Below are 13,887 nucleotides of genomic sequence, written 5' to 3'. Positions count from 1 at the left end.
GAAGCCTAGATCAGCCCTCTGACAAAGCCGTCGGCACAGAGGTCTCAGCTGGTCCAGAAGCTCCACCAGTTGGTGAGGATCAGGATGCCGATGACCCCGATCCACAGCACCGGAACCACCCAGTGGAACTCCACCAGGCCGTTGCGCAGGGCGCGCGGGGCCGGGAGGATGCGGTGCTTGAGGTTGTGGACCGTGACGTACCAGAACAGGAAGATCGTGGCGACCCAGGCCAGGCAGCACCACAGGCACAGCGAGCGGATCGTGTACAGCGACTGGTACTGGAGGTAGGTGCAGAAGACGACGCCGAAGAGCGTTCCTGCGTTGAGCCCGAGCCAGTACCAGCGCTTGTAGCGGGCCCCGGCGAGCAGGGCGACGCCGATGGCGACGACCATGCCGTACGTGACGAGGCCGAGCATCGGGTTGGGGAACCCGAAGAAGGCGGCCTGGTCGCTCTTCATGATGTTGCCGCAGGCGACGACGGGGTTGAGGCTGCACCCGGGGACGAAGTCCGGGTCCTCCAGCAGCTTGAACTTGTCGATGGTGATCACCCAGGCGGCGAGCAGTCCGGCCGCCCCGGTGATGATCAGCATCCAGGCGAGGGACTTGCCGGCACCGATGAGGCCGGTGCCGTCCCGCTCGTCCGTCTCCACGGACGCGCCCTCCGACGCGCCCTCTGACACGTCGTCAACCTCTGTCGTCGTCATATCGCCGTTCCGTCGTTGCCGTGGCCTTGCTGGGCAGCCTCATTCTGCCGCACGGGGGGCGACGGACGCCGTCGGGCGGGGATAAGGAAGCACTCCGGGGGGCGTGCGCCGGGGGCGTGTTTCTAGGGCCGCAGCACCTGGAGTAGCTCGCGGCACGCGGTCATGGCGTGCTGGGTGGCCTGGGCGGAGATGCGGCAGTGCTCGTGGTGCCGCGCGTGCTGGCTGCACAGCTCGTAACTCAGCTCGCAGGCGACGGCACTCGCTTCCAGCTGTACGTTCAGCAGCGCGTGATCCGCGTCCGTCCCGCGCGTCAGCACCCGCCGGGTGGCGGCCACCACGTCGGCGCAGTCCAGGTCGCGGTTGATGGCGAGGCGGAGTTCGTCGTTCTCCTTCTCCGCGAGCATTCCGGTCGCGCAGGCGGTGACCGCCTGTTCGCACTCCAAGAGGGCGTCGGCGGTCGTGGCGAGGAGCTGCGGGTCGAGGTGGTCGGTCCGGGAGGCCAGGCTGTCGAACAACTCACGTGTCTGGAGCATCGTTCCCCCCAACGGGGCGTATGCGGATACCTGGCCTTCGACGTTAGCCCCGGGCTCCGGGGCCGTGAAGGGCGCTCGCAGGCCATGTACGGGCTGGTCGCGGAGGGCGTTCCGGCGGGATCTGCGCGCCGGGTTCGGCACGTACGCCACGGTGGAACGGAGAAGGGGCCCGGAATCAGCGATTCCGGGCCCCTTCGGGAGACCGACTCAGCCCAGGCGGCGCTGGAGTTCCGCGACGACCGTGTCCAGGGCGGCGGGCTCCTGCTCGCCGGACTCCATGTCCTTGATCTGGACCTGGCCCTCGGCGAGGTCGCGCTCGCCCGCGATGATCACGTAGCGGGCGCCCGTGCGGTGGGCGTTCTTCATGGCCGACTTCAGACCGCGCCCCGTGAAGGAGAAGTCGGTCGCGACCCCCGCCTTCCGCAGCTCGACGACCTTGGCGAACAGCACCCGGCGGGCCTCCTCGCCGAGCGGCACCGCGTACACGGACGTCGCCGCCGGGATGTCGAGGACGACGCCCTCGGCCTCCAGCGCCAGGACCGTGCGGTCGACGCCGAGCGCCCAGCCGACGGACGGCAGCGCGGGGCCGCCGATCATCTCGGACAGGCCGTCGTAACGGCCGCCGCCGCCCACCGCGGACTGCGAGCCGAGACCGTCGTGGACGAACTCGAAGGTGGTGCGCGTGTAGTAGTCCAGGCCGCGCACCAGCTTCTCGTCGTCCTCGAAGACGACTCCGGCTGCCGTGATCAGCGCCCGTACCTCCTCGTGGTACGCCTTGCAGCCGTCGCACAGGTAGTCGCGCAGGACCGGCGCGCCGACGAGCTGCTTCTGCACGTCCGGGCGCTTGTCGTCGAGGACGCGCAGCGGATTGATCTCGGCCCGGCGGACGGTCTCCTCGTCGAGGTCCAGGCCGCGCAGGAACGACTGGAGGGCCTCCCGGTAGACGGGGCGGCACTCCTTGTCGCCGAGCGAGTTCAGCAGGATGCGGAAGTTCCGCAGGCCGAGCGAGCGGTATGCCTGGTCCGCCAGGATGATCATCTCGGCGTCGAGCGCCGGGTCCTCGGCACCGATGGCCTCGGCGCCGACCTGGGAGAAGTGGCGGTAGCGGCCCTTCTGCGGACGCTCGTAGCGGTAGTACGAGCCGGAGTACCAGAGCTTGACGGGCAGGTTGCCGACCTTGTGGAGGTTGGCCTCCAGGGCGGCGCGCAGCACGGAGGCGGTGCCCTCGGGACGCAGGGCGAGCTCGTCGCCGCCCTTCGTGGTGAGGGTGTACATCTCCTTGGTCACGATGTCGGTGGACTCGCCGACGCCGCGCGCGAACAGTTCGACGTTCTCGAAGCCGGGGGTCTCGATGTAGCCGTAGCCGGAGTTCTTCAGCGGCGCGGCGATGGCGTCGCGCACGGCGAGATACGTGGCGGAGACAGGCGGAAGCAGGTCGTACGTGCCCTTGGGGGCCTTGAAGGTGCTCACGGGAGGGGGTTCACATTCCTCGTCGAGGGGCGGGCGCGTCGTCCAGTCCCCGCAGGTACGGGTTGGTCGCGCGCTCCTGGCCGATGGTCGTCTGGGGGCCGTGCCCGGACAGCACCACGGTCGAGTCCTCAAGCGGCAGGCACACACGGGCCAGCGACTTCAGGAGATCGGCGTGGGAGCCGCCGGGAAAGTCGGTGCGTCCGACGGAGCCGGCGAACAGCAGGTCACCCGAGAAGAGAATGGGCGGAATGTCCGCCGCCTCGGGGAGCCCGAAGGTCACCGACCCCTTCGTATGGCCGGGCGCGTGCGACACGGACAGGTCCAGACCGGCGAGCTTCAGCTCGGCGCCGTCGTACAGCTCCTTGACGTCGTCCGGCTCCCCCACGGTCAGCTCGCCCATGAGCTGCGCGCCCAGGGAGCGGCCGAGGGCCTTCTCCGGGTCGCTCATCATGAAGCGGTCCTCGGGGTGGATCCAGGCGGGCACGTTCTTCGCGCCACACACGGGGACGACGGAGGCGACGTGGTCGATGTGGCCGTGGGTGAGCACGACGGCGACGGGCTTCAGCCGATGCTTCTTCAGCGTCTCCTCGACACCCTGCGTGGCCTGGTGGCCGGGGTCGATGATGACGCACTCCTCGCCTGCGGCGGGGGCGACCAGGTAGCAGTTGGTCCCCCAGGCCCCGGCGGGGAACCCGGCAATAAGCACGATCGTCCTCTTCGTGGTCGTCCAGCGGGGATGGAAGTACGGATTTGCAACAGGTCAGAGCCTACCGGCGCTCCTCGTCCCACAGGTAACCCGTATACGGTACGGGCAAGCTCGGGCCGATCGGACGCATGTCCGACATACGACGACACGTACGAGGAGAACATCCGGTGGTCACCAGCGATCAGCGGCGGCGGCAGCTCGCCAGGGAGAAGTTCGAGCGCCAGCAGCAGCGGCGTGCCGAGAGGCGGCGCAGGGCCAAGCGGCGCACCGCCGTCATCTCCGCGGCGGTGGCCGTGGTCGTCGCGGCCGGGGCGACGGCGTTCGCCACGGGCGTCTTCGACGGCAAGGACAAGGCAAAGGACGACGGGTCCAACGTCGCGGACGCCCCGGCGCCCAAGAAGAAGCCCGCCGATCCGTGCAAGAAGGCCGCCCCGGGGGAGATAGCCAAGCTCTCCTTCCCCAAGGAGCCGAAGCTCGACATCGACAAGTCGGCGACGTACAAGATGAAGCTGGCCACCACCTGCGGCGAGATCGACCTCGACCTGGACGCGAAGAACGCCCCGCGCACGGTCAACTCCTTCAACTTCCTCGCGAACAAGGGCTACTTCGACCACACGAAGTGCCACCGCCTCACCACCCAGGGCATCTACGTCCTGCAGTGCGGCGACCCGACGGCGGGCGGCAAGGGGAACCCGGGCTACAAACTGCCCGATGAGAACCTCCAGGACCCGAAGGTCAAGGGCGGCACCTACCCGGCAGGCACGGTCGCGATGGCCAACTCGGGCCCGAACACGGGCGGAAGCCAGTTCTTCCTCGTCTACAAGGACAGCCAGCTGGCGCCCAACTACACGCCCTTCGGCACCGTCAAGGGGGGTCAGGACGTGCTGGAGAAGATCGCTGGTGCGGGTGAGTCGGCCGGGACCGGAGACGGGGCACCGAACGCCACCGTGGTCATCGACAAGGCGACCGTCAGCAAGTAGCCCCCTGCGGGCAGTCGGCCAAACCCAGATGTGCGGGATGCGGACAGCCGCCCTGCGAGTCGCCTATGTTGGCGGTGTGCAGGGCGTCTTCGGCCCCGCGATCAGACTGTGGACGTTGAAAAACCGTGGACGATGCCCGGGGGCCGTGCGCCCTTGCGGACATCATGTGGAGGAGGCGCTGTGAGCAGCGACCCGTGGGGCCGTGTCGACGAGACGGGCACCGTGTACGTGCGTACGGCCGAGGGCGAGAAGGTCGTCGGTTCCTGGCAGGCGGGCTCTCCGGAGGAGGCCCTGGCCTACTTCGAGCGCAAGTACGAGGGCCTGGTCGTCGAGATCGGGCTCCTCGAACGCCGGGTGAAGACCACCGACCTGTCGGCGAAGGACGCCCAGACCGCGATCGACCACCTGCGGACGCAGGTCGACGAGCATCACGCGGTGGGCGACCTGGAGGCGCTGGCCAAGCGGCTCGACGCACTCGTCACGACGGTCGAGGCGCGCCGCGAGGAGCGCAAGGCCGAGAAGGCCAAGCAGGCCGACGAGGCGAAGGGCGCCAAGGAGAAGCTGGTCGCCGAGGCCGAGGAGCTGGCGCAGAGCGACCAGTGGCGGTCCGCGGGCGAGCGGCTGCGGGCCCTGGTGGACATCTGGAAGGGTCTCCCCCGGCTGGACCGCAAGGCGGACGACGAGCTGTGGCACCGCTTCTCGCACGCCCGCTCGGCGTTCTCCAAGCGTCGCAAGGCACACTTCGCCGCGCTGGACGCGCAGCGCGAGGAGGCCCGCAAGGCCAAGGAGAAGCTGGTCGCCGAGGCCGAGTCGCTGTCGAAGTCGACGGACTGGGGCGGCACGGCGGCGCGCTACCGCGACCTGATGACGGAGTGGAAGGCGGCGGGCCGCGCCCAGCGCGAGTTCGAGGACGACCTGTGGAACCGCTTCCGCGGCGCCCAGGACGTCTTCTTCGCGGCGCGCGGCGAGACCTTCGCCGAACGGGACGCGGAGCAGGGCGAGAACCTCAAGCTCAAGGAGGAGCTCGCCACCGAGGCCGAGAAGCTGGTGCCGGTGAAGGACCTGAAGAGCGCGCGTGCCGCGTTCCGGGCCCTGAACGAGCGCTGGGAGGCCATCGGCCACGTGCCGCGCGACGCCCGTCCGAAGGTCGAGGGGCGGATGCAGGCCGTCGAGCGCGTTCTCCAGGAGTCCGAGGAGAACGAGTGGAAGCGGACCAACCCGGAGGCGCGTGCGCGTGCCGCGGGCCTGACCGGTCAGCTCCAGGACGCCGTCGAGAAGCTCCAGAAGCAGATCGACGCGGCCCGCTCGTCCGGCAACAACGCCAAGGCCGACAAGCTGGCGCGTGAGCTGGAGGGCCGTCAGGCCCTGCTCGACCAGGCCATGAAGGGCCTGGAGGAGTTCGGCGGCTGAGCAGTTCCACCGCCCGTACGAGGAAGGGGCCCCCGGCATCGCGCCGGGGGCCCCTTCCTCGTATCGGCTGCTACGGCCTGCGCGCCGACGTCACGCGGTACACGTCGTACACGCCCTCCACTCCCCTGACCGCCTTCAGCACGTGCCCCAGGTGCTTGGGGTCGCCCATCTCGAAGGTGAAGCGCGAGGTGGCCACCCGGTCGCGGGACGTCTGGACGGCCGCCGACAGGATGTTGACGTGCTGGTCGGACAGGACGCGGGTGACGTCCGAGAGCAGCCGGGACCGGTCGAGGGCCTCGACCTGGATGGCGACCAGGAAGACCGACGACTGGGTGGGTGCCCACTCGACTTCGAGGATCCGCTCGGGCTGCTGGGACAGCGAGTCGACGTTCACGCAGTCCGCGCGGTGGACGGAGACTCCGCTGCCGCGCGTCACGAAGCCGATGATCGGGTCACCCGGGACCGGTGTGCAGCAGCGCGCCAGCTTGACCCACACGTCGTCGACGCCCTTGACGACCACGCCCGGGTCGGCGCTGGAGCGGCGCTTGCCCCGGCCGTGCGAGGGCGGCGAGCTCTCCGCGATGTCCTCGTTGGCGGCGTCCTCCCCGCCGAGCGCCTGCACCAGCTTCTGCACCACGGACTGCGCGGTGACGTGGCTCTCGCCGATCGCCGCGTACAGCGAGGAGATGTCCGGGTAGCGCATCTCGTGCGCGAGGGTGACCAGCGAGTCGCCGGTCAGGATGCGCTGGATCGGCAGGTTCTGCTTGCGCATGGCGCGCGCGATGGCGTCCTTGCCCTGCTCGATGGCCTCGTCGCGGCGCTCCTTGGAGAACCAGGCACGGATCTTGTTGCGGGCGCGCGGCGACTTCACGAAGCCGAGCCAGTCGCGGGAGGGTCCCGCGCCGTCCGCCTTCGAGGTGAAGACCTCGACCAGGTCGCCGTTGTCCAGGGTCGATTCGAGCGGTACGAGCCGCCCGTTGACCCGCGCTCCTATGGTCCGGTGCCCGACCTCGGTGTGCACCGCGTACGAGAAGTCGACCGGGGTGGCGCCCGCCGGGAGCGCGATGACGTCGCCCTTGGGCGTGAAGACGAAGACCTCGTTGCGGGACAGGTCGAAGCGCAGGGACTCCAGGAACTCGCTGGGGTCTTCGGTCTCCTTCTGCCAGTCCAGGAGCTGCCGCAGCCACGCCATGTCGTTGACGGCGTCGTCCTTGTGCCGGGGCACGTCGGTGCGGACCTTGGAGGCTCCGGCGACGGCCTCCTGCTTGTACTTCCAGTGCGCGGCGATGCCGTACTCGGCGCGGCGGTGCATGTCGAAGGTGCGGATCTGGAGCTCGACCGGCTTGCCGCTGGGCCCGATGACCGTCGTGTGCAGCGACTGGTACATGTTGAACTTGGGCATCGCGATGTAGTCCTTGAAGCGCCCCGGAACCGGGTTCCAGCGCGCGTGCACGGTGCCCAGGGCCGCGTAGCAGTCCCGCACCGTGTCGACAAGGACACGAATGCCCACCAGGTCGTAGATCTCCGCGAAGTCCCGGCCCCGCACGATCATCTTCTGGTAGACGCTGTAGTAGTGCTTCGGCCGCCCGGTGACGGTCGCCTTGATGCGTGCGGCCCGCAGGTCGCTCTGCACCTCGTCGGTCACTATGGCCAGGTACTCGTCACGCTTGGGCGCGCGCTCGGCGACCAGCCGCACGATCTCGTCGTACATCTTGGGGTAGAGGATCGCGAAGGCGAGGTCCTCCAGCTCCCACTTGATCGTGTTCATGCCCAAGCGGTGGGCGAGCGGCGCGTAGATCTCCAGGGTCTCGCGCGCCTTCTTCTCCTGCTTCTCGCGCTTGAGATAGCGCATGGTGCGCATGTTGTGCAGGCGGTCGGCGAGCTTGATCACCAGGACGCGCGGGTCCTTGGCCATCGCCACGACCATCTTGCGTACGGTCTCGGCCTGCGCGGCCTCGCCGAACTTGACCTTGTCGAGCTTGGTGACGCCGTCGACGAGCAGTGCGACCTGGTCGCCGAAGTCCCGGCGCAGGGTGTCGAGCCCGTACTCGGTGTCCTCGACGGTGTCGTGCAGCAGCCCGGCCATCAGCGTCGCCGGGTCCATGCCCAGCTCGGCGAGGATCGTCGTCACGGCGAGCGGGTGCGTGATGTACGGGTCGCCGCTCTTGCGCTTCTGGCCCCGGTGCCAGCGCTCGGCGACCTGGTAGGCCGTCTCGATCTGGCGCAGCGTCGCCGTCTCGATCTTGGGGTCGTTGCTGCGCACTATCCGCAGCAGCGGCTCCAGGACCGGGTTGTACGGGGACTGGCGCTGTACGCCGAGGCGGGCGAGCCGGGCGCGCACGCGGTTCGAGGAGCCTCCCGTGCGGGCCGTGGGGCCCGTGGGGGTCGCCGGGCGTACGGCGGGGGCCGGGGCGGGGCCGTTGGCGCGCTCCGGGGCCACGGGCGGCTTGGGCTTGTCGACCGGCGGCTTCGGGGGCGTGCCGCCCGCCGCGGCCTTGTCCGGCTGCGGGGTGGCGACTGGCTGGGCCTCGTCAGGCAAGGGCGCTCCTCGTACGGGCCTGGGCTGCGGGGCTCCCCTGCGTGGGGCGGCCCGGTTCAGGTTCTCTCCCGGTCGGGTCCGGAACGCCCATGGTATCGACCCTTGGCCGCCCGTTCTTCCTGGGCCAGGAGTCACAGGAGTCAAGGGACGGGAAAGGCGGGCCCCGGGTTGCCCCGGGACCCGCCTCACTCGGTGTCGTACGCCTCTCAGATCGCGATCAGGGCGTCCAGCGGGGCCCCGTGCAGCACGGGCTCCAGCTTGGCCCGGCCGCCCAGGAAGCCGATCTCCATGAGGACGGCGACTCCGGCGACCTCGGCCCCGGCCCGCCGGATCAGCTCCAGGGCCGCGCCCGCGGTGCCGCCGGTGGCGAGGACGTCGTCGATGACGATGACGCGGTCACCCGCGGCCAGGTCCTCGGCGTGCACCTCGATCTCGGCGGTGCCGTACTCCAGCTCGTACGCCTGCGAGAGCGTCGCACCGGGCAGCTTGCCCGCCTTGCGGACCGGGATGAACCCGATGCCCGCGCGGACCGCGACCGGGGCGGCCAGGATGAAGCCGCGTGCCTCCAGGCCGACGATCTTCGTGGCGCCGTGCTTCACGCACAGCTCCGCGAGGGCGTCGGTGAGGGCCGTGAAGGCCGCCGGGTCGGCGAGCAGCGGCGTGATGTCCTTGAAGACGACGCCGGGCTTCGGGTAGTCCTGCACGTCCCGGATGCGGCTCAGGAGCAGCTCGCGGGTGGTGTCGGTGTTCGTCATCGGCGCTTCCCCTGGGCGGGGCGGCTGCGGCTCGGACGCTGGCCGACGACGGGGGCGGCAGCGGCGGGAACGGCGTCGCCGTCCTGCGGTGCGTCACCGTCGGCGGCGTTCTTCGCCTCGGAGGCCCGCTTGGCGAGGATGCGCTTCTTCAGGGCCTTCATCTGCGGCTCGCGCTCCTTCAGGTCGGCGACCAGCGGAGTGGCGATGAAGATCGAGGAGTAGGCACCGGCCGCGAGGCCGACGAACAGCGACAGCGAGATGTCGTTGAGCATGCCCGCGCCCAGCACACCGCCACCGATGAACAGCAGTCCGGCGACCGGCAGCAGCGCGACGACCGTGGTGTTGATGGAACGCACCAGGGTGCCGTTGAGGCTGCGGTTGGCGATCTCGCTGTAGGTGAAGCGGGTCTGCTTGGTGATGTCCTTCGCGCCCTCCTTGAGACCGTCGAAGACGACGACGGTGTCGTAGAGGGAGTAACCGAGGATGGTCAGCAGACCGATCACGGTGCCCGGGGTGACCTCGAAGCCCACCAGGGCGTAGACGCCCACGGTGATCGTGAGGTCGTGGATGAGGGCGACGAGCGCGGCGACGGCCATCCGCCACTCGAAGGCGATGGCCAGATAGATCACCACCAGGACCATGAAGACCGCGAGACCGGTCCATGCCTTGTTGGCGATGTCCTCGCCCCAGCTGGGGCCGACCAGGTCGGTGTTGATCTTCTCTGCCGGGACCTTGAGTTCCTGGGCGAGCTTCTCGGTGACCGGGGTGGCACTCGTGGTGTCGAGGCCGCCGACCTGGATGCGCAGGGTGTCGTTGCCGAGCTTCTGGACGATCGCGTCGTGGCCGGAGACCTTTTCGGCGACCTCCTTCGCGTGCTCCACGGAGACCGAGGTGGCCGGCGTGGTGAAGAGCGCGCCGCCCTGGAACTCGATGCCCATGTTGAGGCCCTTGAACCCGAGGCCCGCGATGGCGATGACGGTGATCAGGACGGAGATCCCGTAGTAGATCATCCGCTTCCCGACGAAGTCGTAACCGACCTCGCCTCGGTACAGCCTGGCGCCGATGTTGCCGAGTCGCGACATCTCACGCCTCCTTCGGTTCGGTGGAAACGGAGACACGGCGGGAGCGGCGCAGCGGGGGCTGCACGCCGAGCCGCTTCGGGTCGAGGCCGGACCACTTGTGGCCGTTGCCGAAGAACTTGGTCTTCGAGGCGAGCAGTGTCATCAGCGGCTTGGTGAAGAGGAACACCACGACGACGTCGAGCAGGGTGGTCAGGCCGAGCGTGAACGCGAAGCCCTGCACCTTGCCGACGGTGACGGCGTACAGCACCACGGCGGACAGCAGCGACACGAAGTCGGACACCAGGATGGTGCGCCGGGCGCGCGGCCAGGCCCGCTCCACGGCGGGGCGCAGGGTGCGGCCGTCGCGGATCTCGTCCCGGATCCGTTCGAAGTACACGATGAACGAGTCGGCGGTGATGCCGATGGCGACGATGGCACCACAGACGGCCGGGAGGTTCAGCGCGAAGTTGATGGCCGGGCCGAGCAGGGTCATGATCGTGTACGTCAGGATGCCGGAGACCAGGAGGCTCAGGAGCGCCACGAAGGAGAGGCCGCGGTAGTACACGACCAGGTAGATCACGACGAGCGCGAGACCGATGGCACCGGCGATGAGACCGGCCTTCAGCTGGTCGCTGCCGAGGGCCGGGGTGACCGTGGTGGTGGCCTGTTCCTTGAAGGTCAGCGGCAGGGAGCCGTACGACAGGATGTTGCCGAGCTCCTGCGCGGACTCCTGGTTGAAGCTGCCGGTGATCTCGGCGTTGCCGCTGAGGACCGTGCTGACCGAGGGTGCCGAGACGACGTTGCCGTCGAGGACGATGCCGAACTGGTTCATCGGCTGCTGGAGCTTCATCAGCTTCGCGGTCGTCTTCGCGAACTTGTCGGAGCCCTCCTTGGTGAACTCCATGTCGACCTTCCACAGCGCGCGCTGGGTGTCGAACGTGCCGGATGCCTTCTTGACGTCGGTGCCTTCGAGCTCGGCGGGGCCGAGGACGAACTTGTCCCAGCTCTTCCCGTCCCAGACCTTGCCGGTGATGCTCTTGCCGCAGGCGATCGTCGGCTCGCTCGGCTTGATGCCGTCGCCCGCCTTCTCACGCTGGTCGGGCTTGGTGCAGTCGAGGGCCGCGAACGCCTTCTGGAGCTTCTCGGTGGCCGGGTCCGGGGCGGGCGGCGTCTGCTTCGGGTCCGGGGTCTTGGAGGCGCCGGGCGTCGGAGGGGGCGTCGGCGCCTTCAGGGCGTCGGTGACGGCGCGGCCCTGCGAGGTCTTGGCCGGGTCGGGGGTCGGCGTGGAGTTCTTGTCCTTGCCGTCCTTGCCGTCCTTGCCGTCCTTGTCCTTCGGGTCCTTGGCGGCGTCCGGCTTCTTCGTGGACGTCGGGTCCGGCTTCGGGGTCTTGCCGGGGTCGGGCAACGGCGTGCCCTGCGTCTGGGCCAGTACCTGCCGGAAGTAGAGCTTGGCGGTGGTGCCGACCTGCTCGCGGGCCTGCTTGGAGTTCGTGCCCTTGGGGATGTTGACGATGATGTTGTCCGTGCCCTGGGTCTGCACCTCGGACTCGGAGACACCCATGCCGTTGACGCGCCGCTCCATGATGGCGACGGCGGTGTCCATGTTCGTCTTGTTGATCGCGTTGGGCTGGCCCGGCTCGTTCTGCGCCTTGAGCGTGATGCTCGTACCGCCGGCAAGGTCGATGCCAAGGCGGGGGGTGGTGTGCCCGGACGCGAACATCCCGCCCGCGAGGGCGAGGATGACGATCGTGATCAGAGCCAGGGCGCGCCCCGGCCTGCCCGGGGCCCCCGAGACCTTGCGGCCCTTCTTCGGTGCTGCCACCTTCTCGTTTCTCCCTGTCCAACCGCACGCGCGGGAATGTGCGTCGATGCGGCCACGAAGTGTTGTGGGGGCCTGCCCCCGCAGAGGTATGCACGATCCGCGGACCGCAGCGCTGCCGGTGGGCTGCGCCGCAGTCCGCGGAGGTGGCTACTTCGCGTCGCCCTCGCCGTCGGCCTTCTTGTCCTTCGGCTCGACGCCGGCGTCCGCTGCGGCTTCGCCGTCGGCGGCCTCGGGCTTCTTGCCGAGGTCGATGCGCGGCGCGTCCGCGTCGTCGTCCGAGCCGGTCAGCGACGAGGCGTCGTCCGGGACGACGGGGGTGTCGGAGTCGAGCTCGGCGGCGTCCTCGCCGTGCACGATGCGGTTGTACTCCTCGTCGGAGAGGACCGCACCGATGGAGTTCTTCGCGTAAACGGCGTGGACGCCCGGGGCGACCTCAAGAAGCACCGTGTCGTCATGCACCTCCTTGACCGTGGCGTACATGCCGCCGATGGTGCGCACGCCGGTGCCGGGCTGCATTTCGTTGCGCATCTGCGCAGCGGCCTGCTGCTTCTTCTTGGCGGACCGGGTCATCAGGAACATGGCCCCGATGAGCACGATGAAAGGGAGGAGGGTCACGAGACTCACGGGACGGAACTTCCTTCGCACGGCCGCGGCGAAAAGGCGGCCTCTTATATACGGGGGTGGGCATGCCGGCACGGAAGGTCGGCATCGGCGGAGTCTAAGCGAGTCCGCGTCAATGGAACAACGCCCAGCATCGCACCGAGGTTCCTGACCCGGCGAGCCTCCACACCGTCACGCCCCGAACAGACCCGGTTGTCCGCCTTGAGCGGTGCCCTGCTGGGGCGGCACGAGCCCCAGGTGGGCCCACGCGGCGGGAGTGGCGACCCGTCCGCGCGGTGTTCTGGCCAGAAGACCTTCTCGTACGAGGAAGGGCTCGGCGACCTCCTCGACGGTCTCGCGCTCCTCCCCCACGGCGACGGCGAGGGTGGAGAGGCCGACGGGTCCGCCGCCGAAGAGCTTGAGGAGCGCCCCGAGGACGGCCCGGTCGAGGCGGTCCAGGCCGCGCGGGTCCACCTCGTACACCTTGAGGGCGGCGTTCGCGACGTCCTTGTCGATGATCGAGCCGTCGGTCTTGACCTGGGCGTAGTCGCGGACCCGGCGCAGCAGCCGGTTGGCGATGCGGGGGGTGCCCCGGGAGCGGCCGGCGATCTCGGCGGCCCCGTCGGCGCCGATCTCGACGTCGAGGAGGCGGGCGGAGCGGTGGATGACGCGCTCCAGCTCGGCGGGCTCGTAGAACTCCATGTGCCCGGTGAAGCCGAAGCGGTCGCGCAGCGGCGGCGGCAGGAGTCCGGCCCGGGTGGTCGCGCCGACCAGGGTGAAGGGCGGCAGTTCGAGCGGGATGGCGGTGGCGCCGGGGCCCTTGCCGACGATGACGTCGACGCGGAAGTCCTCCATCGCCATGTACAGCATTTCCTCGGCGGGGCGGGACATCCGGTGGATCTCGTCGAGGAAGAGGACCTCGCCCTCCTGGAGGGAGGAGAGGATCGCGGCGAGGTCGCCCGCGTGCTGGATGGCCGGGCCGCTGGTGATGCGGATCGGGGCGCCCATCTCAGCGGCAATGATCATGGAGAGGGTGGTCTTGCCGAGGCCGGGAGCGCCGGAGAGGAGCACGTGGTCGGCGGTGGCACCTCGGGCGCGGGCGGCCCGGAGCACCAGGTCGAGCTGCTCGCGGACCTTCTCCTGGCCGACGAACTCGTCCAGGTCCTTGGGGCGCAGCGCGGCCTCGACCGCCTGGTCCTCGCCGTCGGCGGAGGAGTCGACCAGCCTCGGGTCGGCGGCGGTGTCGGGTCCGGTCTCGTCCCAGTTCATGTGCGGATCTCTCGGGTCGGCTGTGGGCGCGTCGGGTG

12 protein-coding genes are annotated in these 13,887 nt (G+C 69.5%); 2 read left to right on the top strand and 10 right to left on the bottom strand.

Features of this window, described 5'->3' with window-relative positions; translation table 11 throughout:
* Positions 1-44 precede the first annotated feature (44 nt).
* The 4 genes from OG897_RS13975 to OG897_RS13960 all read right to left on the bottom strand — a co-directional run bounded on the left by OG897_RS13975 (position 45) and on the right by OG897_RS13960 (position 3,413).
* Positions 45-704 carry a vitamin K epoxide reductase family protein gene (locus OG897_RS13975; protein WP_266656242.1) on the bottom strand — a complete coding sequence of 220 codons (660 nt, stop codon included), beginning with the start codon at positions 702-704 and terminating at the stop codon, positions 45-47.
* Between the two features lie 122 nt (positions 705-826).
* Positions 827-1,237 (bottom strand): hypothetical protein, encoded by a 411-nt coding sequence (locus OG897_RS13970; protein ID WP_266656240.1) that lies wholly within the window; start codon positions 1,235-1,237, stop codon positions 827-829.
* A 207-nt stretch (positions 1,238-1,444) separates the two neighbouring features.
* Positions 1,445-2,707: a histidine--tRNA ligase gene (gene hisS, locus OG897_RS13965; RefSeq protein WP_266656238.1), complete on the bottom strand. Its 1,263-nt coding sequence runs from the start codon at positions 2,705-2,707 to the stop codon at positions 1,445-1,447.
* A 10-nt stretch (positions 2,708-2,717) separates the two neighbouring features.
* Positions 2,718-3,413, bottom strand: a complete 696-nt coding sequence (locus OG897_RS13960; RefSeq protein WP_266656236.1) for an MBL fold metallo-hydrolase — start codon at positions 3,411-3,413, stop codon at positions 2,718-2,720.
* A gap of 167 nt (positions 3,414-3,580) precedes the next feature.
* Here OG897_RS13960 and OG897_RS13955 point away from each other — a divergent pair, with 167 nt between their 5' ends.
* Both OG897_RS13955 and OG897_RS13950 read left to right on the top strand, forming a co-directional pair.
* Positions 3,581-4,393 (top strand): peptidylprolyl isomerase, encoded by an 813-nt coding sequence (locus OG897_RS13955; RefSeq protein ID WP_266656234.1) that lies wholly within the window; start codon positions 3,581-3,583, stop codon positions 4,391-4,393.
* 180 nt (positions 4,394-4,573) lie between these two features.
* On the top strand, positions 4,574-5,803 hold the full coding sequence (locus tag OG897_RS13950) for a DUF349 domain-containing protein (protein ID WP_266656232.1): 1,230 nt from the start codon (positions 4,574-4,576) through the stop codon (positions 5,801-5,803).
* Between the two features lie 70 nt (positions 5,804-5,873).
* Here OG897_RS13950 and OG897_RS13945 read toward each other — a convergent pair whose 3' ends face one another.
* The 6 genes from OG897_RS13945 to ruvB all read right to left on the bottom strand — a co-directional run bounded on the left by OG897_RS13945 (position 5,874) and on the right by ruvB (position 13,849).
* Entirely contained in the window at positions 5,874-8,342 is a 2,469-nt protein-coding gene (locus OG897_RS13945; RefSeq protein WP_266656230.1) for a bifunctional (p)ppGpp synthetase/guanosine-3',5'-bis(diphosphate) 3'-pyrophosphohydrolase, read from the bottom strand.
* 206 nt (positions 8,343-8,548) lie between these two features.
* On the bottom strand, positions 8,549-9,097 hold the full coding sequence (locus OG897_RS13940; RefSeq protein ID WP_266656228.1) for an adenine phosphoribosyltransferase: 549 nt from the start codon (positions 9,095-9,097) through the stop codon (positions 8,549-8,551).
* Complete coding sequence (gene secF, locus OG897_RS13935) at positions 9,094-10,179, bottom strand: protein translocase subunit SecF (RefSeq protein WP_266656226.1); 1,086 nt, start codon at positions 10,177-10,179, stop codon at positions 9,094-9,096. Before secF ends, OG897_RS13940 begins: the two co-directional genes overlap by 4 nt.
* Position 10,180: 1 nt before the next feature.
* Positions 10,181-11,980 (bottom strand): protein translocase subunit SecD, encoded by a 1,800-nt coding sequence (gene secD, locus OG897_RS13930; protein ID WP_266656224.1) that lies wholly within the window; start codon positions 11,978-11,980, stop codon positions 10,181-10,183.
* 147 nt (positions 11,981-12,127) lie between these two features.
* On the bottom strand, positions 12,128-12,604 hold the full coding sequence (gene yajC, locus OG897_RS13925; protein ID WP_266656222.1) for a preprotein translocase subunit YajC: 477 nt from the start codon (positions 12,602-12,604) through the stop codon (positions 12,128-12,130).
* A gap of 168 nt (positions 12,605-12,772) precedes the next feature.
* On the bottom strand, positions 12,773-13,849 hold the full coding sequence (gene ruvB / locus OG897_RS13920; RefSeq protein ID WP_266656220.1) for a Holliday junction branch migration DNA helicase RuvB: 1,077 nt from the start codon (positions 13,847-13,849) through the stop codon (positions 12,773-12,775).
* Positions 13,850-13,887 lie beyond the last annotated feature (38 nt).

The sequence above is a fragment of the Streptomyces sp. NBC_00237 genome, from assembly GCF_026342435.1.
In the GTDB taxonomy this organism is placed as follows: Bacteria; Actinomycetota; Actinomycetes; order Streptomycetales; family Streptomycetaceae; genus Streptomyces.
This window is presented reverse-complemented; position numbering and strand designations above follow the sequence as displayed.